Origin of the sequence: Duganella sp. (genome assembly GCF_039595735.1) — a bacterium.
Taxonomy (GTDB): Bacteria; Pseudomonadota; Gammaproteobacteria; order Burkholderiales; family Burkholderiaceae_D; genus Rugamonas.
On sequence record NZ_JBCNLB010000019.1, the window covers coordinates 47,273 to 71,139 of the forward strand.

At 64.4% G+C, this 23,867-nt stretch carries 22 protein-coding genes; 17 read left to right on the forward strand and 5 right to left on the reverse strand.

Annotated features, from left to right (window positions below; translation table 11 throughout):
- Positions 1–157: 157 nt before the first annotated feature.
- From nudC to ABDW57_RS23735, 3 genes are read left to right on the forward strand one after another with little or no spacing between them, the layout of a single operon-like run.
- The gene (gene nudC / locus ABDW57_RS23725; protein ID WP_343732613.1) at positions 158–976 is read left to right on the forward strand and encodes an NAD(+) diphosphatase; all 819 of its coding nucleotides are present in this window, start codon (positions 158–160) and stop codon (positions 974–976) included.
- 51 nt (positions 977–1,027) lie between these two features.
- Complete coding sequence (gene folE / locus ABDW57_RS23730; protein ID WP_343732614.1) at positions 1,028–1,588, forward strand: GTP cyclohydrolase I FolE; 561 nt, start codon at positions 1,028–1,030, stop codon at positions 1,586–1,588.
- Positions 1,589–1,593: 5 nt separating this feature from the next.
- The gene (locus tag ABDW57_RS23735; RefSeq protein WP_343732615.1) at positions 1,594–2,904 is read left to right on the forward strand and encodes a thioredoxin family protein; all 1,311 of its coding nucleotides are present in this window, start codon (positions 1,594–1,596) and stop codon (positions 2,902–2,904) included.
- A gap of 94 nt (positions 2,905–2,998) precedes the next feature.
- On the opposite strand, the gene ABDW57_RS23740 is transcribed toward ABDW57_RS23735, so the two are convergent.
- Positions 2,999–4,588, reverse strand: coding sequence for a M20/M25/M40 family metallo-hydrolase (locus ABDW57_RS23740; protein WP_343732616.1), 1,590 nt, complete (start codon positions 4,586–4,588; stop codon positions 2,999–3,001).
- Between the two features lie 179 nt (positions 4,589–4,767).
- Between ABDW57_RS23740 and ABDW57_RS23745 the strand changes: the two genes are divergently transcribed.
- Entirely contained in the window at positions 4,768–5,052 is a 285-nt protein-coding gene (locus ABDW57_RS23745) for a DUF4148 domain-containing protein (RefSeq protein ID WP_343732617.1), read from the forward strand.
- Between the two features lie 95 nt (positions 5,053–5,147).
- The gene (locus ABDW57_RS23750; protein ID WP_343732618.1) at positions 5,148–6,767 is read left to right on the forward strand and encodes a methyl-accepting chemotaxis protein; all 1,620 of its coding nucleotides are present in this window, start codon (positions 5,148–5,150) and stop codon (positions 6,765–6,767) included.
- A 2-nt stretch (positions 6,768–6,769) separates the two neighbouring features.
- On the opposite strand, the gene ABDW57_RS23755 is transcribed toward ABDW57_RS23750, so the two are convergent.
- The 3 genes from ABDW57_RS23755 to ABDW57_RS23765 form a co-directional block, all read right to left on the reverse strand.
- Positions 6,770–7,195, reverse strand: a complete 426-nt coding sequence (locus ABDW57_RS23755) for a hypothetical protein (protein WP_343732619.1) — start codon at positions 7,193–7,195, stop codon at positions 6,770–6,772.
- Between the two features lie 17 nt (positions 7,196–7,212).
- On the reverse strand, positions 7,213–8,793 hold the full coding sequence (locus ABDW57_RS23760) for a methyl-accepting chemotaxis protein (RefSeq protein WP_343732620.1): 1,581 nt from the start codon (positions 8,791–8,793) through the stop codon (positions 7,213–7,215).
- Positions 8,794–8,889: 96 nt separating this feature from the next.
- A complete protein-coding gene (locus ABDW57_RS23765) occupies positions 8,890–9,498 on the reverse strand; it encodes an OmpW family outer membrane protein (RefSeq protein ID WP_343732621.1) in 609 nt (202 codons plus the stop codon).
- A 152-nt stretch (positions 9,499–9,650) separates the two neighbouring features.
- Between ABDW57_RS23765 and ABDW57_RS23770 the strand changes: the two genes are divergently transcribed.
- The 8 genes from ABDW57_RS23770 to ABDW57_RS23805 are packed head-to-tail and all read left to right on the forward strand — an operon-like array spanning position 9,651 to position 15,808.
- On the forward strand, positions 9,651–10,154 hold the full coding sequence (locus ABDW57_RS23770) for a (2Fe-2S)-binding protein (protein WP_343732622.1): 504 nt from the start codon (positions 9,651–9,653) through the stop codon (positions 10,152–10,154).
- The gene (locus ABDW57_RS23775; RefSeq protein ID WP_343732623.1) at positions 10,151–12,304 is read left to right on the forward strand and encodes a molybdopterin cofactor-binding domain-containing protein; all 2,154 of its coding nucleotides are present in this window, start codon (positions 10,151–10,153) and stop codon (positions 12,302–12,304) included. The genes ABDW57_RS23770 and ABDW57_RS23775 overlap by 4 nt, the downstream gene beginning before the upstream one ends.
- A gap of 2 nt (positions 12,305–12,306) precedes the next feature.
- A complete protein-coding gene (gene soxX, locus ABDW57_RS23780) occupies positions 12,307–12,732 on the forward strand; it encodes a sulfur oxidation c-type cytochrome SoxX (RefSeq protein ID WP_343732624.1) in 426 nt (141 codons plus the stop codon).
- Complete coding sequence (locus ABDW57_RS23785; protein WP_343732625.1) at positions 12,729–13,160, forward strand: SoxY-related AACIE arm protein; 432 nt, start codon at positions 12,729–12,731, stop codon at positions 13,158–13,160. Before soxX ends, ABDW57_RS23785 begins: the two co-directional genes overlap by 4 nt.
- The gene (gene soxZ, locus ABDW57_RS23790; RefSeq protein WP_343732626.1) at positions 13,160–13,486 is read left to right on the forward strand and encodes a thiosulfate oxidation carrier complex protein SoxZ; all 327 of its coding nucleotides are present in this window, start codon (positions 13,160–13,162) and stop codon (positions 13,484–13,486) included. The genes ABDW57_RS23785 and soxZ overlap by 1 nt, the downstream gene beginning before the upstream one ends.
- Positions 13,483–14,235 carry a sulfur oxidation c-type cytochrome SoxA gene (gene soxA / locus ABDW57_RS23795; protein WP_343732627.1) on the forward strand — a complete coding sequence of 251 codons (753 nt, stop codon included), beginning with the start codon at positions 13,483–13,485 and terminating at the stop codon, positions 14,233–14,235. The genes soxZ and soxA overlap by 4 nt, the downstream gene beginning before the upstream one ends.
- A complete protein-coding gene (locus ABDW57_RS23800) occupies positions 14,232–14,546 on the forward strand; it encodes a c-type cytochrome (RefSeq protein ID WP_343732628.1) in 315 nt (104 codons plus the stop codon). Before soxA ends, ABDW57_RS23800 begins: the two co-directional genes overlap by 4 nt.
- The gene (locus ABDW57_RS23805; protein WP_343732629.1) at positions 14,543–15,808 is read left to right on the forward strand and encodes an NAD(P)/FAD-dependent oxidoreductase; all 1,266 of its coding nucleotides are present in this window, start codon (positions 14,543–14,545) and stop codon (positions 15,806–15,808) included. The genes ABDW57_RS23800 and ABDW57_RS23805 overlap by 4 nt, the downstream gene beginning before the upstream one ends.
- On the opposite strand, the gene ABDW57_RS23810 is transcribed toward ABDW57_RS23805, so the two are convergent.
- Positions 15,805–16,530 carry a transporter substrate-binding domain-containing protein gene (locus ABDW57_RS23810; RefSeq protein ID WP_343732630.1) on the reverse strand — a complete coding sequence of 242 codons (726 nt, stop codon included), beginning with the start codon at positions 16,528–16,530 and terminating at the stop codon, positions 15,805–15,807. The genes ABDW57_RS23805 and ABDW57_RS23810 overlap by 4 nt on opposite strands.
- 187 nt (positions 16,531–16,717) lie before the next feature.
- Here ABDW57_RS23810 and ABDW57_RS23815 point away from each other — a divergent pair, with 187 nt between their 5' ends.
- The 4 genes from ABDW57_RS23815 (at position 16,718) to tssG (ending at position 23,867) form a co-directional block, all read left to right on the forward strand.
- Positions 16,718–17,626, forward strand: a complete 909-nt coding sequence (locus ABDW57_RS23815; RefSeq protein WP_343732631.1) for a hypothetical protein — start codon at positions 16,718–16,720, stop codon at positions 17,624–17,626.
- A 79-nt stretch (positions 17,627–17,705) separates the two neighbouring features.
- The gene (locus ABDW57_RS23820; protein WP_343732632.1) at positions 17,706–21,014 is read left to right on the forward strand and encodes a DEAD/DEAH box helicase; all 3,309 of its coding nucleotides are present in this window, start codon (positions 17,706–17,708) and stop codon (positions 21,012–21,014) included.
- A 118-nt stretch (positions 21,015–21,132) separates the two neighbouring features.
- Complete coding sequence (gene tssF / locus ABDW57_RS23825) at positions 21,133–22,965, forward strand: type VI secretion system baseplate subunit TssF (protein ID WP_343732633.1); 1,833 nt, start codon at positions 21,133–21,135, stop codon at positions 22,963–22,965.
- Positions 22,929–23,867 carry a type VI secretion system baseplate subunit TssG gene (gene tssG, locus ABDW57_RS23830; protein WP_343732634.1) on the forward strand — a complete coding sequence of 313 codons (939 nt, stop codon included), beginning with the start codon at positions 22,929–22,931 and terminating at the stop codon, positions 23,865–23,867. The genes tssF and tssG overlap by 37 nt, the downstream gene beginning before the upstream one ends.

Below are 23,867 nucleotides of genomic sequence, written 5' to 3' on the forward strand. Positions count from 1 at the left end.
GAGAGAAAAGGCCCAAAAATCCCTCAAATCTTGGTCTGAAAACAATGACTTAGCGTCGCTTGAGGGAGCGGTTTCGAGGCGGATTTCTGATCCCGAAATAAGTATTCTGGAAACACTGTAAGATGCGGTTTCGCGTCTATCCTTTATTTTCACGGCTATGCTGCACACTCCCGCCACATTTACCCCGCTGATCCGCCCGCAAAACCATGCCGATACGGCCACATTCGTGTTCCATCGCGGAGAGTTGCTTTTGCGCAACAGTAATCTGGGCTTGCCGGATGCAAGCGAGCTGGCCGCGCTGCAGCTGCCGCCGCAACGCATCCACGCGCTGGGGCTGTGGGAGGGGCGGTACTACCAGGCCGCGTGGCTGGATCAGCCGGCATTGCCGGCGGCGGATTTCGGCTACCACGGCCTGCGCTCCCTGTTTGGGGTGCTGGACGACAGCTTCCTCGGCCTGGCCGGGCGGGCCTATCAGCTGGCCGAATGGGCGCGCACCCATCGCTTTTGCGGCGTCTGCGCGACGCCGCTGCACCTGCTCGAAGGCGAGCGCTGCTACAAATGCCCGCAATGCGGGCACAGCGCCTACCCGCGCATCTCGCCGGCCATGATGGTGCTGGTGCGCAAGGGCGATCAGGTGCTGCTGGCCATGCACACCAACTCGCCGTACAAGCGCTACACCGCGCTGGCCGGTTTCCTGGAAGCTGGCGAATCGGTGGAAGAAGCCATCCACCGCGAGGTGTTCGAAGAAGTCGGCCTGCGCGTGCACAACCTGCAGTACTTCGGCAGCCAGTCGTGGCCGTTCCCGCATTCGCTGATGATAGCCTACACCGCCGACTATCTGGACGGCGACATCCGCCTCGATCCCAACGAAATTGCCGACGCCCGTTGGTTCGGCGCAGACGACGACTGGCCGGATTTGCCGGTCAAGGTCTCGATCGCCGCGCGCCTGATCGATGCGCACCGGCCCAAGCGGTAGGGCCGCAGGTCCGATATACTGTCGGGCAATTTCAAACAAAGGTGTTTCAACATGTCTCAAGAATTTACGGAAAACGACTGGCGCCGCCTGATTGCCAGCATCGGCGAAGACCCGGACCGTCCCGGCCTGCTGGAAACGCCGGCCCGCGTTGCCAAGGCGTGGAAGCACTGGACCTCGGGCTACCAGCAAGACCCGGCCACCCTGCTGAAAGCGTTTGAAGACGGCGCCGAGCAGTACAACGAATTCATCATCGTGCGCAACATCCCGGTGTACAGCCACTGCGAGCACCATCTGGCGCCGTTCTTCGGCAAGGCCACCATTGGCTACATCCCCAACGGCAAGATCGTCGGCCTGTCCAAACTGACCCGCCTGGTCGACTGCTTCGCCAAGCGCCTGCAAGTGCAGGAACGCATGACCATGCAGATCGCCAATGCGCTGATGGAAGTACTGGAGCCGAAAGCGGTGGGCGTGGTGGTGAAATGCCGTCACCTGTGCATGGAAAGCCGCGGCATCCGCACCCCGGGCGAAGAGACCGTGACCTCGGCCATGCTGGGCGAACTGCAGCCCAACCTGGCGATGCGCACCGAATTCCTGGCGCTGGCCAAGGACTGAGGCGCATGGCGGCAATGGCATGGCTGGGCGGCACGCTGGCGGCAGCGCAGGCACTGGCGCGGGCGCAGCAGCGTCCGTTGTTCCTGTACTGGGGCGCGGTATGGTGCCCGCCGTGCAACCGCGTGAAAGCCGACATCTTTGGGCGCGACGAGTTCGTGGCGCGCACGGCCGACGTGCTGTGCTACCACCTCGATGGCGACCGTGCCGGCGCGCAGGCGCTGGCGGCGCAGTATCAGCTGCGCAGCTATCCGACGCTGGTGCTGTTCGCCCCGGACGGCAGCGAAATCACGCGCCTGCCGTGCGAGCTGGACGGCGAACTGTTCGTTGCCGCGTTCGACACCGCGCTGGCGGTGCACCGGGCCGGCGCGTCGGCGGCGGCCGCGCTCGATGCCGCCCTGTCCGGCAACCGCGCGCTGAGCGACGACGAATGGTCGCTGCTCAGCCACTACTCCTGGGATACCGACGAAGGCAAGCTGCTGGGCACGCGTCAACTGGCGCCGACCCTGTCCGCGCTGGCGGCCGCCAGCACCCAGGCCGACGCCGCCGCGCGTCTGAGCTTGCACGCGCAACTGGCCGCCGGCGCTGGCGATGCCGCCGCCGTGCTGGCCATCCTGGCCGATGCGCGCGTGGCGCGCGCCAACCTGGACATCTTCAACAACAACGGCCTGGGCCTGGTGAAAATCGCCAGCCGGCGCGAAGAACTGGCGGCAGCGCTGGGCGGCGTGGCGGCGCAATGGGCGGACGATTTCTGGCTCAGCGCGCCGGACCGCCTGATGGCTGCGCGCCTGCAAATGCGCATGGCGCGCCTGCTGGCGCCGTCGCACAGCTTGCAGGAGCAGGTGCGCGCCCGCGTGGACGACGTCCTGGCCGCATCCACCGATCCCTACGAGCGCCACACCCTGGTCAACACCGCCGTGAGCGCCCTGAACGACGCCGGCCTGGCCGCGCAGGCCGAGCAAGTGCTGCTGGCCGAACTGCCGCGTTCGCATTCACCGTACTACTTCATGCTGAGCCTGGCGGCCAGCGCCAAGCGCCGCAACGATGCCGCCGGCGTGCTGGAATGGTACGAGCGCGCCTGGCAAGCATCGGTTGGCCCGGTGACGCGCATCCAGTGGGGCGTCACCTACCTGAACAGCCTGCTCGATCTGGCGCCGCAGGACGCCGCGCGCATCGGGCCAGCCGGCGACGGCCTGCTGGCCGACATCCAGGGCGCCGGCGACGATGCCTGGCAGCAGCGCAACCTCAGCCAGCTGCAGAAGCTGACGCCGAAACAGGCCAGCCTTCCCGCCACCCTGCGCACCGTCCTCCCAGCCTAAACTCCGGGGTCAGGTCCGCCATTTCTACACGGCCTCTGCTGTAGCGGGACGCTACAGCAGAGGCCGTGTAGAAATGGCGGACCTGACCCCGGAGTTAGCGTTGGAACTCGGCGCCGGCTTTCCACTTCGGCGCGTCTTTGGCTTGTGCGGCCTGGTAGCCGGCCTGGAATAACAGGTTGATGTCTTCCACCGCGCCGGCGGTGTTCCAGTTGGCTTGCACTACATCGTTCACGGTGTGGTATTGGTGCGCGGTGTAGTACAGCGTCTTGCTGGCGCTGCTGCGCAGGTAGATGGTCGGCACGCCGGCCCGCGCGAATTCCAGCTGGTCGCCGCGGTAGTAGCTGCCATAGCTGACGTTGCTGTCCGGCTTGACCACCCGCCCCTGTTTGGCCGCGATGGCCGCGACGATATTGTCGGCGCTGGACTTGCCCATGCCGCTCAGCTCGACCTCGCGCGTGCGGCCCCACATGTTCAGGCCATCGATATTGATGTTCAGCACTGTCTTGTTGATCGGGTATAGCGGATGCCGCACGTAGTATTGCGCGCCCAGCAGGCCGCGTTCTTCCGCCGTGGTGGCCACGAACAAGATGGTGCGCTTGGGCGCCGCCGGCAGCGCTTTGTAGGCCTTGGCGATCTGCAGCAGGGCCGCTACGCCGCTGGCATTGTCCACCGCGCCGTGGAAGATTTGCTGCGTGCGCGGCCCCGGCAGCGTTTCGTCGATGCCGAAGTGGTCCCAGTGCGCGGTGTAGACCACCACTTCATTTTTCAACTGCGGGTCGGAACCCGGTATGCGCGCCACCACGTTGTGCGATGCCACCTCGCGCGTGGCGTTCACGCTCGTGAGGTTGATCTTGATGCCCAGCGGCAGCGGCTTGAAGTCGCGCGCTGCGGCACGCTGCTTGAGTTCCTGGAAATCCAGCCCCGCGGCCTTGAACAGGTCGCACGCGCGCTCGTGCTGCAGCCAGCCCGCCATGGCCGGCAGATAGGGTTCCGGCGTCTTGTCCTTGAGCGCGAAGTTTTCACGGCCCCAGCCGTTGACCACCACGTCATACGGATAGCCGGCCGCCTTGGTCTCGTGCACGATCAGCGCGGCCGCGGCGCCCAGTCTGGCGGCCATTTCGTACTTGTAGTTCCAGCGCCCGTACCAGGTCACCGCATGGCCGCCGAAGACGTTGCCGTCCAGCTGCCGGGGATGCTTGGGGTCGGGCACCGGCGGGTCGTTGATCAGCATGACCAGGGTCTTGCCCTTGAGGTCGGCTCCCTTGTAGTCGTCCCACGTGAACTCGGGCGCCTGCACGCCGTAGCCGACGAATACCAGCTCGGATTCGTTGACGTCCAGATTGGGCTCGGGACGCGCGGTCCAGGCGATGTAGTCGTCGCCAAATTTCAACTGCTTGCCGCCGTAGCTCAGGGTGGGATGGCTGGAGATGCCGACCAGCGGCACGCTCTGCAGATAAGTGCCGTCCGGGTTGCCCGGTTCCAGCCCCAGTTTCTTGAATTGCTGCTGCAGGTACTCAATGGTCAGCTTTTCGCCCTGGGTGCCGGGCGCGCGGCCTTCGAACTCATCCGAGGCCAGCGTGCTGATCTGCTCGACCAGCTGCGCGCCGTCGATCGGCGACACCGCCGCAGCGCGCGCTGCGCATGCGCAAAACGCCAATAACGCTGTCGACAGGGGCAGTTTCATGTGGGCGAAGAATTGTTAATACGAGATCACTATTCTGACACATTTCGTTGCTTAAGAACACTACCAACTGCACAGGATAGATCGGATAAATGAATGTGTTTGACCCAATAATTGCGCTTTTTTATCAGAATTTTTAATACTAAGATGACTCCATCGCATTCCTCTTCAGGAGCATTACCATGAACACCAAAGCCATCCTCGCTTCCGTCGCCCTGTTCGTTGCCGCTGGCAGCACGTTCGCCGCCGACACCAACGAAGCCGCCTTCGACCAGGCCTTCCGCAGCAACACCAGCACCCTGACCCGTGAACAGGTGAAGGCCGAAGTCATCGCCGCCCGCAAGGCCGGCCTGCTGGACATCAATGACGCTTACCAGGACCCCGCCTTCATGGCGCCGCGTCCGAAAAACGCCGAGGTGAAAGCCCAGCTGGCCGCCAAGCAGAACAAGGACAGCAGCACCCGCTAATCTGCGGCTGAGTTTCAAATAAACCACAGCGAGTTCCACGCGGGCTCGCTTTGGGGGTATGCTGGTTTCTATAAGACAATAGGGAGACCAGCACCATGAATAAATTGTCCTTTCAGCAGAAGCTGTGGGTGCCGTTGATTTGCAGCCTGCTGTGTATCACCGCGATCTTTGTGTTTGAAACCATTCAGACCCGCGACATACGGGTGGAGGAGCGCAAGAACGATTTGCGCAACCTCGACGACATGGCCCTCAACATCGTCAAGCAATTTGGCGACAAGGCCGCCGCCGGTACCCTGAGCAAGGAAGAAGCGCAAAAGCAGGCCATGGACGTGATCCGCGCCCTGCGCTACGCCAAGGACGGCTATTTCACCATCAGCAGCGGCACGCTGTCGGTGATGCATCCCATCAAACCCGAAAACAATGGCAAGGACCTGGCCGACCTGAAGGACCCCAAGGGCACCTACGTCTACCGCGCCATTGCCGCCACCGCCGCCTTGCCCGAGGGCGGCGGCTTCGTCAGCTACTACTGGTCGCGCCCAGGCTCGACCGAGCCGGTGCCCAAGCTGAGCCGCGTGGTGCGCTACGAGCCATGGAACTGGGCCTTGACCACCGGCGTCTACACGGACGATATCGATGATGCCTTCCGCGCCGCGCTGCTGAAATCGGCCGCCTGGCTGGCGGCGGTGTGCGCGCTGCTGTGGGTGATCGTCAGCTTCGTCAACAAGAGCCTGCGTCACACCATCGGCGGCGATCCGGAATACGTGGGCCAGATCACCCAGAAGATTGCCGACGGCGATCTCAGTGTCGAGGTCAAGACCCATGAGGCCGACATGAGCAGCATTTTGCGCTCGGTGAAGACCATGCAGCAGCGGCTGGCCGAGACCATCAGTGAAATCCGCAACAGCGCCGATACCATCGCCACCGCATCCAGCGAGATCGCCTCCGGCAATATGGACTTGTCGGCGCGCACCGAGTCGCAGGCCAGTTCGCTGGAAGAGACCGCCGCGTCGATGGAAGAGCTGACGTCGACCGTGACCCAGAACGCCGCCAACGCGCAGCAGGCCAACCAGCTGGTGCAGTCGGCCTCGGAAGTGGCCGAACGCGGCGGCAAGGTGGTGTCGCAGGTGGTGCAGACCATGGAAACCATCAATGCCTCGGCCACGCGCATTGTCGACATCATCAGCGTGATTGACGGCATCGCTTTCCAGACCAATATCCTGGCGCTGAATGCGGCGGTGGAAGCGGCGCGCGCCGGCGAGCAGGGCCGCGGTTTCGCGGTGGTGGCGTCCGAGGTGCGCAATCTGGCGCAGCGCTCGGCGGCGGCGGCCAAGGAAATCAAGGAACTGATCAACACTTCGGTGGACAGCATCAACGCCGGCAGCGCGCTGGTGGCGGAAGCCGGCACCACCATGGACCAGGTGGTGGCCAGCGTGTCGCGCGTGACGCAGATCATGTCGTCGATTACCGATGCGTCGAGCGAGCAGAGCACCGGCATCGGCCACGTCAACACGGCGATCACGGAGATGGATTCGGTGACGCAGCAAAATGCGGCGCTGGTGGAGCAGGCGGCGGCTGCGGCCGGCAGCATGCAGGAACAGGCAGCCACGCTGGCCACGCTGGTGGCGCGCTTCAAGCTGGGCAATGAGCAGCCGGCGATGCCGCAGGCACGTGCGGCCGCGCGGCCGGCATCGCGCCAGGTGGCGCTGGTGCGCTAGGCTTATTTGGCGTCGGCGGGCACGGTTTCGACCACGGCGGCTTCGTAGACGAACTTGTTGCCGTCCGGGCGGAACACGCCCATCAGCTCGCCGCCATCGCCTTTCACATCCGGATACTGGGTGCAGGTCTGGGTTTCGACCTGCCACATTTCCTGGCCCGCGCGCAGGGTCCAGACGTTGTCGCCGCCCGACAGCAGTTCGATTTCCACATCCTCAGCCGGCATTTCGGTCAGCTCAATGCGGCGGACGCAGTCCGGCAGGCGCTGCATGATCAGCTCGACCCGGCTCTCGCTGCTCCAGAAATACTTTTGCGCCCGGTGGATGGTCAGCGCATGGTTGCCGACCGGGCCGTCCGCATAGTAGGACGCGGAGTCGTCGACACAGGCGGCCAATAGCAGGGGCATCAAAAGAATCAGGGTCTTGCGCATGGGCTTTCCAGGGTGGGCTATCGATTTGGTAACATTATAGCGGTGCCGCGCGCCACGCCGGTTTTGAAGAAGCCCACCACCTCGGCCAGCGCCGCCGCCTGATCCTGCATGCTTTGCGACGCGGCTGCCGCCTGCTCCACCAGCGCCGCGTTCTGCTGCGTCACTTCGTCCATCTCGGTGATGGCCAGATTGATCTGCTCGATGCCGCTGGTCTGCTCGCTGCTGGCGGAGGTGATCTCGCCCATGATGTCGGTCACGCGCTGGATGCTGGCCACGATGTCGTCCATGGTCTTGCCGGCTTCGTTGACCAGGCGCGAGCCGTCTTCCACATTCGCCACCGAAGCGTCGATCAGTTCCTTGATCTCGCGCGCGGCGGCCGAGCTGCGCTGGGCCAGGTTGCGCACTTCCGACGCCACCACGGCAAAGCCGCGGCCCTGTTCGCCGGCGCGCGCCGCTTCCACCGCCGCGTTCAACGCCAGGATATTGGTCTGGAAGGCGATGCCGTCGATCACGCCGATGATGTCGACAATCCGCCGCGACGATTCGTTGATGCTGCCCATGGTCTGCACCGCCTGTGAGACGATCACGCCGCCCTTGCTGGCCACGTCCGAGGCGGCGCGCGCCAGCGTGTCGGCCTGGCGCGCGTTGTCGGCGTTCTGCTTGACGGTGGAGGTCAGTTCCTCCATTGACGATGCGGTCTCTTCCAGCGAGCTGGCCTGATGCTCGGTGCGCGAGGACAGGTCCAGATTGCCGGCCGCGATTTCGCTCGAAGCGGTGGTGATGGTGTCGGTCCCTTGCAATACCCGGCCGACGACCTGCAGCAGGCTGTCGTTCATGGTTTTGAGCGCGCTCAGCAGGCGCCCGGTTTCATCCGTCGAGCGCACTTCGATGTGCGACGACAGATCGCCGGCCGCCACCGTTTCCGCCACCCGTACCGCTTCATTCAACGGCACCGTGATCGAGCGCGTGATGAACCACGCCACGCCGCCGCCCAGCAACAGCGCCAACAGGCCCAGCACTGTCATCAGCAGTTGCGCGTTGCCCAGCGTGGCTTCGGCGTCGGCGCCGGCCTGGCGCGCCTGTGCGGTTTCGTAAGCGAGGATTTCGTCCAGCACGCCCAGCACGCCGGTCAGGCTGGGGGCGGCGACTTGCGTCAGGTGCGTGGTGGCGTCCTGGATCTCGCCATCCTTGCGCAGTTCGATCACCTTGTTGTTTTCGACCGCGCCTTTCTTGAGCAGGTCATCCAGCTTGGCCAGCAGGGATTTTTCCTTGTCCTCGGTGGCCATCTCGACCAGGATCTTGCGCGCGTCGCCATAGCGCTTGCGGGCTTCCGCGATGCGTGCCAGTTCGGCATTCATCTGCGGCGTGCCGGGCACCACCACGATGTTGGTCAGCGAGAGGGTAATGCTGCGGACGTTGTCGACCATTTTGTTGGCCGCTTCCATCTTGACGTTTTTATCGGCAATGATGTCGTGCGTGCGGTTGCCGATGTGGCGCATGGCGCTGAGCCCCAGCACCACCGTGGCCACCAGCAGTACCAGCACGATGCCGAAGCCTACGCCAAGACGGGTTCCGATTTTGAGATGAGCGAGCGACATGGCAGCCTTTCTGTGGAACGACGAGCGGATCTTGATTGTTCCCGAATCCGCTCATCCGTGCCACTCCGGCGCTGCCAGTGTAGCGGTGGAGCAACGTCAGAAGCGATAGCCCACGCCCACGCCCAGCATCAGCGGATCGATCTTCACGCGGCTGGCCTTGGCGCCGCCGATCAGCACGTCGCTGCGGATCTGGGCTTTCTTGACGTCGAAGTTGAGCGACCAGTGCTTGTCGATCGCCACATCGGCGCCGGCTTGCAGCGCCAGGCCAACGCTGTCGTGCTCCAGGCTGGCGGCGCCGTTCAGCAGCTTGTTCTTGGAGAAGGTGGTGTAGTTGATGCCGGCGCCGACGTAAGGACGGAACTGCGCATCCGGCAGGAAGTGGTACTGCAGCAGCAGCGTTGGCGGCAGGTGCTTGACGGTGCCGATCTTGGCGCCATCCAGCGAGACGTCATGCTTTTGCGGATAGGTCAGCACCAGTTCGGCCGCGATGTTCTTGCTGAAGAAGTAGGAGATGTCCACTTCCGGAATGGTCTTGTTGCTGACGCCGATGCGGTCCGACGCGCCCGAGCCGCCCACCGGGTCGGACTTGTCCGCCGGGTCCAGGTGCACGGCGCGTGCGCGCACCAGCCATGGGCTTTCTTGCGCCGAGGCGGCGCCGGTCATCAGGGTCAGGGCGGTCATTACTGCTGCAAGGGTCTTGCTCATTTCACTTCCTCTTTGTCGTCGTTAAGTAACGTGAAAAAGTGTATTGATGCAGCGCAGTAAAAACATTGATCCAAGTCAAAAATTTCGAAATGCTAAATAGTGGTAGTATGACCAGCGGTCGTTTTTGGGAAACTACAAACAGGAGATCGCGCATGGGCAAGCTGAATGTCAACGGCGTCGTAAGAGAATATGAGGCGGAGGACGATACGCCGCTGCTGTGGGTGATCCGGGAGCAGCTCGGACTCACCGGCACCAAATACGGTTGCGGCATAGCCCAGTGCGGCGCCTGCACCGTGCATATCGATGGTCAGCCTGTGCGCAGCTGCGTGTATCCGGCCGCCGCGGTGACCAACGCGCAGAAGATCACCACCATCGAGGGCTTGTCAAAAGACGGTTCGCATCCCATTCAGAAAGCCTGGGCCGCGCTGGACGTGCCGCAGTGCGGCTTCTGCCAGTCCGGCATGATCATGGCCGCCGCTGCGCTGATCCGCGAGAAGCCCAAATGCACCGATGCCGACATTGATGCTGCCATGACCAATATCTGTCGATGCGGCACCTACAACCGCGTGCGCAAGGCCATCCACGTGGCGGTGCGCGGCGGCGATCCGGCAACGGCCGGCCTGGCGATTGAACGCATTGAAGGGAGCAAAGCATGACCTCACGCCGGAGCTTCCTGAAAATCGCCGGCGGCCTGGTGGTCGCCTTCCACATTCCATTCGACGCCGCAGCCGCAGCCGCCGAGGTCGCGCCGGAAGTCAACGCCTGGGTGGTGGTGAAGCCGGATGACACCATCGTGATCCGCATCGCCCGTTCCGAGATGGGGCAGGGCACGCTGACCGGCCTGGCGCAGCTGGTGGCGGAAGAACTGGACGCCGACTGGAGCAAGGTCACCACCGAATATCCAACGCCGGGCCAGAATCTGGCGCGCAAGCGCGTGTGGGGTTCCTTCTCCACCGGCGGCAGCCGTGGCGTGCGCGAATCGCACGACTACGTGCGCAAGGGCGGCGCCATCGCGCGCACCATGCTGGTTCAGGCGGCGGCCGATGCGTGGAAGGTACCGGCATCCGAATGCGCGGCATCAGCCAGCATCATCACGCACAAGCCGACTGGCCGTACCATCAGCTATGGCAAGGTGGCCGATGCCGCCGCCAAACTCACGCCGCCGACCGAGGTGGCGCTGAAAGATCCGAAAGACTGGAAGCTGGCCGGCAAGCGCCTGGCGCGCCTCGACACGATGGACAAAACCACCGGCGCGCAGATCTACGGCATGGACCTCAAGATGCCCGGCATGCTCAACGCGGCCATCAAGGATTGCCCGGTGTTCGGCGGCGCGGTGAAGAGCTTTGATGCCTCGGTGATCGAGAAGCGGCCCGGCATCAAGAAGGTTTTCAAGCTGGGCGACAGCGCCGTGGTGGTGGTGGCCGATACCTGGTGGCGCGCCAAGTCCGCACTGGAGGCGCTGCCGATCGAATGGGACAAGGGACCAAACGCCAAGCTCTCGCAGAAGGACGTCAACGCCACGCTGAAGGCCGCGCTGGACGCGCCGGATGCGGTGGTGGGCAACGCCAACGGCGACGCCAAAGCCGCCATCCAGTCGGCCGCGCGCAAGATCGAGGCGGTATATTCCTTCCCCTGGCTGAACCACGCCACCATGGAGACCATGAACGCCACCGCGCTCTGGACGCCGGAGCGTTGCGAAGTCTGGACTCCGACGCAGAACGGCGAGGCCGCATTGGCCGCCACCGCTGAAGCAGCGGGCCTGCCTGCGGCCAAGTGCGAAGTCTACAAGCTGCACCTGGGCGGCGGCTTTGGCCGTCGCGGCGCCACGCATGACTGGGTGACGCAGGCGGTGAAGATCGCCAAGGAGATGCCTGGCACGCCGGTAAAGCTGATCTGGTCGCGCGAAGAGGACATGCTCCACGGCCGCTATCACCCGATCACGCAGTGCAAGCTGACGGCGGGCCTGGATGACAAGGGCAACGTCACCGCCCTGCATATGCGCATCGCGGGACAGTCGATCCTGGCTTCGCTGGGCTCCACGCTGAAGGATGGCAAGGACCCGGTGGTATTCCAGGGCCTGAACGCGCCGGGACCGGAAGCATCCATCGGCTACAGCTTCCCGAACCTGCTGGTGGACCATGCGATGCGCAATCCGCCCGTCCCTGCGGGCTTCTGGCGCGGCGTGAACCTGAACCAGAACACGATCTACCTCGAATGCTTCATGGACGAACTGGCCCACGCGACCAAACAGGACCCGCTGGCCTTCCGCCGCAAGCTGATGGCCGATCATCCGAAGCATCTGGCGGTGCTGAACGCGGTGGCGGAGAAGGCCGGTTGGGGCAAGCCGGCGCCGAAAGGCGTGTATCGCGGCCTGGCGCAGACCATGGGCTTCGGCAGCTACGTTGCCGCGTGCGCCGAGGTGTCGGTGGACCGCAAGACCGGCAAGGTCAAGATCCACCGCATCATCGCCGCCACCGATCCGGGCTACGCGGTGAACCCGCAGCAGATCGAGGCGCAGGTCGAGGGTTCGTTCGTGTATGGCCTGTCCGCGTCGCTGTACGGCGAGTGCACACTCAAGGATGGACAGATGGAGCAGCAGAACTTTGATACCTACCAGGTGCTGAAGCTGGAGGACATGCCGAAGGTGGAGTCGATCATTATGCCGTCCGGCGGCTTCTGGGGCGGTGTGGGCGAGCCGACGATTGCGGTGGCAGCGCCGGCGGTGCTGAACGCCATCTTCGCCGCCACCGGCAAGCGCGTGCGCGATCTGCCGCTCAAGCACACCAGCCTGGTGAAGAAGGCCTAGCCATGCAGCCGCGCCGGCGCAGCAGCACAGCAGGGGTCTTCGCCCTCGCCATGCTGCTGCCCGCCGCCGCGGCATCGCCCCTGCCCGGCGCGGAAGCGGGCGACGCCGCGCGCGGCAGCGCCATCGTGGCCAACCGCCAGCTCAGCCTCTGCCTGCTGTGCCACCCCGGCCCGATTCCTGAGGAACGCTTCCAGGGCAACCTGGCCCCCGACCTGCGCGGCGCCGGCCAGCGCTGGAGCGCCGACCAACTGCGCCAGCGCATCATCGACGCCAGCCAGTTCAACCCATCCACCATCATGCCCGCGTACTACAAAACCGACGGCCTGACCCGCGTAGCCGCCAGCTATAAGGACAAGCCCATCCTCACCGCCCAGCAGATCGAAGACGTGGTGGCCTGGCTGCAAACGCTGAAGGAACCCGCACCATGAAACGCCGCGACCTGCTTGCCGCCGGCGCGCTACTGGCGTTGGTCCGCCCGGCCTCCGCCACACCGGCGGAAATGGCCGCCGCCATCAACACCTTCACCGGCGGCGCTAAACCGCAAACCGGCAAAGTCAGATTCGACATCGCCCAACTGATCGACAACGGCAACGCCGTTCCCGTCACCATTGCCGTCGACAGCCCGGTGAACGAAGTGCGCGCCATCGCCATCTTCACCGAGCGCAATCCGCAAACCGAAGTGGCCGTGTTCTCCCTCAGCCCGCGCAGCGGCAAGGCCGAAGTCTCCACCCGCATCCGCCTCGCCACCTCGCAACGCCTGATGGCCGTGGCGCGCATGAGCGACGGCAGCTACTGGTCGCATGGCGCCGACGTCATCGTCGCCTTGGCCGCCTGCATCGAAGGCGAGGCTCCATAATGGCACGCGCCCTGATCCACATGCCGGCCACCGCAAAGAAGGGCGAGATCATCGAAATCCGCGCCCTGATCGGCCACCCGATGGAAACCGGCTACCGCGTTGGCCCGGACGGGAAACTGCTGGCGCGCGACATCATCCGCAGCTTTGCATGCCGCTACAACGGCGAGCACGTCTTCGGCGCGGAACTGCACCAGGCCATCTCCGCCAACCCCTACATCGCCTTCTTCACCGTGGCGACCGAAAGCGGCACGCTGGAATTCACATGGGAAGGCGACAACGGCTTCGCCCACACGGAAAAAATCAACCTCACGGTGAGCGCGGCATGAAGCTCGCACTGGCCATCACGCTGATCGCAGCATCGGCACTGGCCGCCGACGAGCGCCGGTCAGGCGCGGAATTCATGAGCCCCGCCAGCCAGGCCATGCAGCGCGACGATGCCCAAAACCCCGCCATGCTGTGGATCAGCGGCGGCGAAGCCCAATGGAACACTGCCGCCGGCAGCAGCGGCAAATCCTGCGCCAGCTGCCACGGCGACGCAAAGAACAGTATGCGCGGCGTGGCCGCCCGCTTCCCCGCCTTCCACACGGACAGCGGCAAAACCATCAACCTGAGCCAGCGCATCAACATCTGCCGCGAGCGCAAACAGCAAGCCGCCCCGTGGCGCGTCGAAAGCGAAGAACTGCTCGGCATGGAAGCCTACATCGCCCTGCAATCGCGCGGCATGCCCGTGACGCCGCCGCAAGACCAGGGCACCCGCGCCAGCGCCGCGCGTGGCCGCCAGCTGTACAACCAGCGCATCGGACAACTCAACCTCTCCTGCGCCCAGTGCCACGACCAGCAATGGGGCAAGCGCCTGGCCGGCAGCACCATCCCGCAGGCACACGCCAGCGCCTACCCGATCTACCGGCTGGAATGGCAAAGCGTCGGCAGCCTGCAACGGCGCCTGCGCAACTGCATGAGCGGCGTGCGCGCCGAAGTACCGCCCTTCGGCGCACAGGAACTAGTGGAACTTGAAGCCTGGCTCGCCGTGCGCGACCAGGGCATGAACATGGAATCACCGGGAGTACGACCATGAAACTGATCGCCCTTGGCCTGCTGGCCGCATGCAGCGCGGCCGCCGCCGAGCTGCCCGCCATCCCGCCGGCCGCGCGCCTGGCCGCTACCTGCGCCGCCTGCCACGGCACCGCCGGCCAGACCCAGGGCAGTACGCTGCCCGCGCTGGCCGGCCAACCGCAGCAAGCCCTGTCGGCCAGCCTGCTGGCTCTCAAGACCGGCAAGCGCGGATCCACCATCATGAACCAGATCGCCAAAGGCTACACCGACGAACAGATCGAACAGCTGGCAGCCTACTTCGCCGCCCAGAAGAAACCAGAGGCCGCCAAATGAAACGCCGCCAATTCCTCCACGCCGCCGGCGCCAGCGCGCTGCTGGCCGGTTGCACCACCATCACCGGCCAAGCCAGACCGCAGGTTGTCGTCATCGGCGGCGGCTACGGCGGCGCCACCGCGGCCCGCTACGTGCGCCTGTGGAGCGACAACCGCATCGATGTCACCCTGATCGAGCCGAATGCCAGCTTCATCTCCTGCCCGCTCTCCAACCTGGTGCTGGGCGGCTCAAGGCAGATCGGCGACCTGACCCTGTCCATCAACGCGCTAGCCGACAAGCACGGCGTGCGCATCGTGCGCGACACCGTCACCAGCATCAACGCCGAAAAACGCACGCTGGCGCTGGCCAGCGGCCAGACCCTGAACTACGACCGCCTGATCGTCTCGCCCGGCGTCGACTTCATGTGGGACCAGCTGCCGGGCATGCTCAAGCCGGGCGCACAGGACAGCATCCTGCACGCCTGGAAGGCCGGCGCCCAGACCGTGGCCCTGCGCGCGCAGCTGGAAGCCATGCCGGACGGCGGCACCTACGCCATCACCATCCCGCCGGCGCCGTACCGCTGTCCGCCCGGCCCCTACGAACGCGCCTCGCAGGTAGCGTTCTACTTTAGCCGCCACAAGCCCAGATCCAAAGTCCTGATCCTGGACGCCAACGACGACGTGGTCTCCAAAGGCCCGCTGTTCAAGAAAATCTGGAAAGAACGCTACGGCGGCATCATCGAATACCGCCCATCCTTCCGCACTGCCGATGTGGACGCCGGCGCCCGCACCGCCATCTCGGAACTGGGCGACAAGGTGAAAGCCGATGTCCTCAACGTCATCCCGCCGCAGCGCGCCGGCAGCATCGCCGTGCAAACCGGGCTGGCCAACGCCAACGCGCGCTGGTGCGCGGTGGACTTCCTCAGCTTTGAATCCACCCAGGCGGCCCACATCCACGTGCTGGGCGACGCCATCGCCGTGGCGCCGCTGATGCCCAAGTCCGCTCACATGGCCAACCAGCACGCCAAGGTGTGCGCCGCCGCCGTGGTGGACCTGCTGAGCGGACGTGCGCCCTACGCCCAGCCGATGCTGACCAACACCTGCTACAGCTTTGTCTCCGACCACGACGTCATCCACGTCGCCTCGGTCCACGCCTACAACGCGGAAAAGAAAACCCTGCTGGTGGTGTCCGGCTCCGGCGGCGTATCGTCCGCCGCCAGCGCGCTGGAAGGAGAATATGCGATGAACTGGGCCCGCAACATCTGGGCCGACACCCTGGGCTAGCGGTAGCGCGCCAGGATGCGGTCGATGCTGCCGTCCTTGATCAGCGCATCGACCGCCTTGCTGACTTCTTCAAACGGCACGGCCGACTGCTTCGAGAACGCGCACTGCGCCTTGTAAGCCGAAAACACCAGATCCGCGCGCACCTTCAGGCCCGGGTGCAGGCGCTGCTGGTAAACCAGCGTGGCCTCGCTGATGACCGTGTACGGCACCTTGCCGGCCACCATCTGCTCGATATTCTTGTCCATATTGGCCGCATCCACGCGCCGGAAGCGGTTGCCCAGCACCTGATGCACACGCGGATAGCGGTAGCCGACCACCGTGCCGACCGGCTTGTCCTTCAGATCCTTGAGCGAGCGCAGATGCGGCGCATCGCTGCGGGCGGCGATCATCTCCGAATCCGGCAGGAAGGGCAGGGTCCAGTTGTAATCGCCGTCGATCCAGAAAGGCATCACATAACACATGCCGTCCGCGCGGCCGCTGGTGAGGAACGGCGTGACGTCCGGCGTATCCGCATTCAGGAACACCACGCGGCGGTTCATGCGCTGCGCCAGCGCCTCGCTCACGTCCTTGACGATGCCGCCGCTGATGACGCCATTCTGAAAGCGCGCCAGCGGCATGGACTGGTCCACGGGCGCCAGCATGACCAGCTCCCCCGGCCCCGCCAGCGCGCAGGCGGCCGTCATCCAGAAAGCGAGGGGCAAGAAGCGGAGAGGATTGCGCATGCCCCATTATAGCCGCCGTATGTTCGCCTACGCACAGGCAGACGCGCGCGCAACTGGCATCCTCTCGCCTGAAACGCCTGCCTCGCCCCGTAGAGCTTGCCTAGCGGCAAACGGGCGCTGGCATCCTTGCAGAAATTTTAGACTAAGACGACCATCGGAATCTTGCGTCTTTCATCAGGAGCTCATCATGAAACACACACTGGCAGCCGTATTTGAAACCCGCGCCGAGGCCAACCTGGCCAAAAACGAACTGGTACAGAGTGGCTACGATGCGGATAGCATCCAGATCCACGACTCCGGCAGCGTGGCCGGCACCGCGCGCATCAACGACGACGAGTCCATCCTCGGCAATGTCAAGCAGCTGTTCAGCGAACTGGTTGGCCGCGAACACGCCGACCGCCACGTGTATGCCGAAGCGCTGAACCGCGGCCACACCGTGCTGGCGCTGGACACGCAAACGCTGGAGGCGGCCGAGCGCGCGGTAGACATCATCGAGGACTTCAACCCGATCGACATCGACGAACACGAAACCATGTGGCGCGCCAGCGGCTGGGGTGCGGAGGCACTGCAGCGCGGCCAGGCCTCGCAGCAGACCAGCCTGGGCGCGCAGCAAAGCGCCCCCGAGCAGCACGGCATCCGCCCGCGCGAAGACGCGGTGGTGTTTGCGCGCGCCGAGCAGGTGGCCGCGCCGGGCTCCATGCAGCGCGGCGAACTGAAAGCTGTGCCGCCGGCAGCGGCCGGCGCGGTGGCCGACATCCAGAGCACCGTGCAGCGCAGCGGCATGCGCATCTACCCGCGCAACGAGCCGAACCAGGACACCCTGAACATCCTGCGCGGCACCGATGACAATGCGGACGAAGACTACTTCCGCTCGCACTGGGAGAAAACCCTGTCCTACACCGGCGGCACCTACCAGGAATACGACCCGGCCTACCGCTACGGCGAATCCATGGCCGGCAACCCCGGCTACAAGGACAAGCCGTTTGGCGAAGTGGAGTCCGAACTGCGCGTGACCTGGGAACGCCGCAACCCGCAATCGAGCTGGGACAAGTTCAAGGAAGCGGTGAAGCACGGGTGGGAGCGCATGACGAAATAAAGCGCTGACATTCAAGCGGCGGCGGACGATCGGCGATAATGGCGGCTGTTTAAATTTGCCGCGGCCTTGCCGTTCATTTATGCATTACAGTCCAGACGATGTGCGCCGCTGCTTTGACCAGGCCACCTACCAACGCGGTGCCACCTATTTCCGTGGTGACATGGTGTTGGCAGTGGCTTTGGAGGGAGGTGCCCTCAAGGGGAAGGTCAGCGGCAGCGCGAAGTCGCCTTACAAGCAATCCATTTCCCTTGCCGCGAGCAAAGGAGAACTGCGTTTCGAGGGCGACTGTACCTGCCCTATGGAGTACAACTGCAAGCATGTGGTGGCAGTATTGCTGGCTGCCTGCGAGAGCGGTCTGGTTGGCGGGAACGAAGCTTCCGCAGCGGAATTGCCATATGACATGGCGAAATGGCTGGCCAGTCTCGCCTATCAGGCTGATGCGGCGCGCCGCGAGCAAAACGCGCCCAAGCCAGCTCCCAAGCAAGAGCATCGGCTCATTTATGTGTTGATGCCGCAACCGGGCACCGGCCAGTGGCGCCTTCACCTTGGCAAAGGCCGGGTCGCTGCGGATGGCCTTATCCGGTCCGCCACCCTGATCAAGGATATCTACGCCTTCCAATACAATCCGCCGGCATTCGTGCGCGACGATGATCGCACCATGTCCACCCTGTTCATTGGCCTGCAAAAGAGCACATGGGGGGCGGCTGGGCTTGAAATGGTGGGATTGGGCGTGGTCAATCTGTTGGTATTGGCTGGCGAGGCTGGCGTCCTCTACTCGGCGGCCGACAGCAGCGCGCTGCGTTCCGGCCTGCAGTTGCTGCAGGTCGGTCCCGAGCGCTCCGGTAGCCTGGCGTGGCGCACCGAGGCTGAGCGGCTGAGCCTGGGTTGGGCGTTCGATGACGGCGCGGAGATCAAGGCGGTATTGGCGACGGTGCCGCCATATTATCTGGCAGACAAACGGCTGGGCCGCCTCCATTTGCCCGACAGTCTTGCTGTGCTGCCTCTCCGGGATTGGTTGGCGCTGGTCGCACGCGCACCGCAATTGGCGCCGGCCCACGCGGCCGCGCTTGGCGAGGAACTGTTCTCCACCGGATTGAACGATGTACTGCCCTTGCCGCAAATGGCCAGGCGCATCGTCACTGGCGTGCGGCCGACGCCAGTACTGGCGCTGTACAGCGATGCCGGCGATATGGGCATGGCCGATTTCGGCCTGCTGACGTTCGATTACAACGGCCAGCGCGTCGGCGCGGATCCGCGTCACGAGCTGCAGCGGATCAGCAGCGATGGTCTGGAAACCATCGAGCGCCATGCACAGGACGAGGCCCTGGCCTGGTCGTTGCTGCAGGCTGCCGGTTTTGAAGCTGCCGGGCCGCGGCTGGCAGCGCCTGGCCCGCATGGCAAACTGCATCTGGCGTCCGAGCGCGACTGGCTGCATTTTGCCGAGCACGGGTTGCCGTCGTTGCGCGCACAAGGCTGGCAGGTAGAGTTGGCACCGGGATTCCGTTTCGATCTGGCCAGCGTTGAGGAATGGTATGCGCACGTCAACGACAACGGTGAAGGTGACGGTGCCGGCAACGCCTGGCTGGAGCTGGAACTGGGAATTGTCGTCAACGGCGTATCGGTGCCATTGCTGCCGGTACTGCTGCAGTTGATACGCCAGGCGCCGCGCGATTTCGCGCCGGCGGCCCTGGAGGCGCGCGGCGATGATGACATGCTGCTGACAGCACTGCCGGACGGGGCGCGGGTGGCGTTGCCGTGGGGCCGCGTCAAGCCTATCCTGCGCACGCTGGGCGAGTTGTACTTTACCGAGCGCATCGGCGATGCGCTGCGGCTGGCCCAACTCGACGTCGCGCGTCTGGCCGAACTGGAATCGTATGCGCAATTGCGCTGGATGGGCGGTGAGCGCCTGCGTGCGCTGGGCCGCAAACTGGCCGCCTTCGAACAAGTGCAGGTGGTGCCGAGCCCGGCGGGCTTGCAGGCCAGCCTGCGGCCATATCAGGCCGAGGGCCTGGCCTGGATGCAATTCCTGCGCGAGTATGGCTTGGCCGGCATTCTGGCCGACGACATGGGATTGGGCAAAACCATCCAGACCCTGAGCCACATCCTGACCGAGAAGGAAGCCGGCCGGCTGACGGCACCGGCACTGGTGGTGGCGCCGACCAGCCTGATGGACAACTGGCAGTCGGAAGCTGCGCGCTTCACGCCCGGCCTGCGGGTATTGCTGCTGACCGGCCCGGACCGCCAGCAACGCTTTGGCGAGATCGGGCAGGCGGACCTGGTGCTCACCACCTACGCGCTCTTGCCGCGCGATGAGGATGTATTGCGTCAGCAGCAGTTCCACCTGCTGATACTGGACGAATCACAGTACATCAAGAACCACCGCTCAAAAGCGGCACAGACGGCGGGCCTGATCCCGGCGCGCCACTGCCTTTGCCTGACCGGCACGCCGATGCAAAACCATCTGGGCGAATTGTGGTCGCAGTTCAATTTCCTGATGCCCGGGCTGCTGGGAGACGAAAAACAATTCAATGCCGACTTCCGCCGGCCGATTGAAAAACAAGGCGATGGTGAGCGCAATGCCTTTCTGATCCGCCGCATCAAGCCCTTCCTGCTCCGGCGCACCAAAGACAGCGTAGCCAAGGAACTGCCGCCGAAGACCGAAATGGTACGCATGATCGATCTGGCCGGCGGGCAGCGCGACCTGTATGAAACCGTGCGGCTGGCGATGGATAAGAAGGTACGTGACGAGATTGCCAGGAAAGGCGTGGCGCGCAGCCAGATCGTCATCCTGGATGCGCTGCTCAAGCTGCGCCAGGTGTGCTGCGACCCGCGCCTGCTGAAGAGCGCCGGCGCACGCAAGGCCGGAACCGCGTCGGCCAAGTTGGAAGTGCTGATGGAACTGGTGGAGGAACTGCTGTCGGAAGGCCGCAAGCTGCTGGTGTTTTCTCAGTTCACCAGCATGCTGGCGCTGATCGAAACGGAACTGCAACTGCGCGCCGTGCCATACGCGCTGCTGACCGGCGAGACGGTTGACCGTGCAGCGCAGGTGAATGCCTTCCAGGGTGGGCAGGTTCCGGTGTTCCTCATCAGCCTGAAGGCCGGCGGGGTCGGCCTGAACCTGACCGCGGCCGATACCGTCATTCATTACGATCCATGGTGGAACCCGGCGGCGGAAAACCAGGCGACTGACCGCGCCTGGCGGATCGGCCAGGACAAACCGGTATTCGTCTATCGCCTGATTGCCAGAGGGACGCTGGAGGAAAAAATCCAGGAACTGCAGCGGACCAAGGCCGGCTTGGCCGATGCCGTGCTGGCCGGCGGCGAAACGGAAGGATTGCAGATCACGCCTGAAGAATTGCTGGGAGTTTTGTCTGCGACGATCAGCTGAAAGACGAGACAAGCACTGAGCGCGCTTGAGATTTCTCAACAACAATTATTTTCCACCGTGACATTATCGGGTCCGTGCGCGGCCTGGTCGCAGGCCGGCATTCCTGATGGATGCCACGATGGAAAAACTGCTGCCGTACTACGAACGCGAGTTGAGCATGCTGCGGCGCGCCGGCGCCGAGTTTGCGGGACGCTATCCCAAGCTCGCCGGCAGCCTGCAGATCCGTGGTGAGACCTGCGCCGATCCCCATGTCGAACGGCTGATACAGGCCTGCGCCTTCCTCAACGCACGCGTCGCACGTCTGCTGGACGACGGCTATGCACATTTCACCGAATCGCTGCTGGGCATGCTGTATCCGCACACGCTGCGACCCATGCCATCCTGCTCGATCGCCCGCATCGACTATAGCGGCGCCCGTGCCAACGAAATCAGCACCACCAGCGTGCTGCCGCGCGGCGCCAGCCTGAAAGCGCTGGGGCAAGGCCCGGTGACCTGCCGCTTCCGCACCGTGTATGACGCCGTGGTGGCGCCGGTGGCGATCAGCGCTGCTGCCTTTGAGCCCTATCCGCAAACGCCGCCCACCTTGTCGCTGCCGGCGGACGCTGGCGTGGCGATCAGCATCCAGATCGCCAGCACGGCCGCTGGGCGCGGACTGGCGGCGCTGGGCTTGCCCACGCTGCGGGTCCACATCGACGGCGAAGCCTCGCTGCGCGCTGCCTTGCGTGATGCAATGTTCATGCAGACCGCCTGCGCCTGTGTGGAAACAGAAGGTCAATGGCGCATGCTGGAGCGCGTGCCGCTGGCGGCTGTCGGCCTCTCTGCGGAAGAGCCCTTGCTGCCGGCCGCGCCGTCCGAACATGGCGCCTACCGGCTGTTGAGCGAATTTTTCGCCTTCCCCGAGAAGTTCGACTTCGTCGACATTGACTTGGCCGCGCTCACCGCCACCTGCCCGGACGGCTGCCCGCAACTGACACTGCGCCTGCTGCTGCGCGACGTGCGTCCCGATATGCCGGCCGCACGCATCCTCAGAACCCTGGACGCCGATAACCTGCTGCTGGGCTGCACCCCCATCATCAACCTCTTCCCGCAGGCCGCCACACCGATCCGCGTGACGCAGGCCAGCAGCAGCTATCCGTTAATGGTGGATGAAATGCCGGGCGCCGCCTGCGACATCTACAGCATCGACAGCGTGCAAATGGTACGCAAAACGGAAGAGGGCAGCACGGTGACGGAACTCTTCCCCTACTATTCGCTGCGTCACGGCGACGCGGAGAGCCGCAAAGGCCGCTACTGGCTGGCGCAGCGCGAAGACCTGATGGCAGCCGGCCATGAATACGCGCTGACGCTGGTGAACAGGGATGCCTCTCCATTACGCACCGAAAACGGCACCGCATCGGTGCAGCTGACCTGCACCAACCGCAACCTGCCGCACGGCTTGCAGTACGGACGCGCCATCGGAGACCTGAGCACGGAAAGCGCCATCGCCAACTTCCCCATTCGCATGCTGCGCCGGCCGACGTTGTCATATCGCCTTTCCGACGAAGCAAGCCGTCAATGGGGACTGGTCGCACATCTGGCGCTGAACCACCGCTCACTGACGCAGGAGGGCCTGCCGGCACTGACCACCATGCTGCGGCTGCATGCGCAGCAGGACAGCATGGTCGCCCAGCGCCTGATCGCCGGCGTGACAGCTTTGTCGCACCGACCCGCTACGGCATGGGTACAACAAGCGCAGGGCAAAGCCTACCTGCGCGGGATTGAAATCCATGTGTCGCTGGACGAAGAGGCATATGCAGGCGTCGGCATCCATGCGTTTGCCCAGATACTGGATCACCTGTTTGCGCTGCACGTTCACCTGAACAGCTTTACCCGGCTGGTTGTGTTCTCCCACGTGAGCGGAAAGGAGTTGCTGCGATGCCCACCTCGCAACGGCGCATTGACACTGGCGTGATCGGCCAACTGCTGGCCGCACCGCAGCGCTTTGAATTCTTCAAGGCGGTGCAGTTGGTGGACCAGTGGCGACCGGGCGTGGTGCGCTTCCGCAACCGGCTGGCGATGAGTTTCCCGCCCAACCAGATCGAAAACATCAGCGCTGATGACAGCGGCGTGCGCATCACGCCGGCCTTTATCGGGCTGCTAGGGAGCCAAGGCGTACTGCCGCTGCACTACTCGGAGCGGATAGCGCGGCATGAACGGGACAGCAACGATGGTGGGCCGCGCGCCTTCCTCGACCTGCTGTCGCATCGGCCGGTGGAGATGTTTCATCAGGCATGGGCACGGAGCCGGCCGGAATGCGCGGACGAGGCATTCCTGAACATGCTGAATGCGCTGGCAGGCATGCATACCAAAGACGGCATCATCGACCGTGAAACGCTGGCGTTCTACGCCATGCAAATCCGCAGCCGTACCGTATCCGCACCGCTGTTGGCGGGCATGTACAGCGAATACCTTGGCGTGCCGGTCGTGGTGGAACAGTTGGTCGGAGAATGGAGCGAGCTACCGGTGGCCGATCAAGCCCGTTTAGGCCATTCCAACGTGGCGCTGGATGGTGGCGTGATGTTGGGTGGTCGTGTGTACAGCTGCGATGCGCGCGCACGTTTGCATATCGGGCCGCTGGAACAACAACAGTACGAGCGCTTCCTGCCGGGCCACGTCAGTGCGTGTCATCTGCAGGCCATGCTGGAACTGCACTGTGGCGTGGGCGTGACATGGGAAGTCTATCTCATGCAGCGCGCCCAAGACATGTGCGGCGCGTGCCTGAATGCTTCCTGTCGTCTGGGCGTCAACGCAAGGCTGCTAAGCGGTACCGCCACGCAGGATCACGATGAGCTGATGTATCTGCTGCATAGTTAA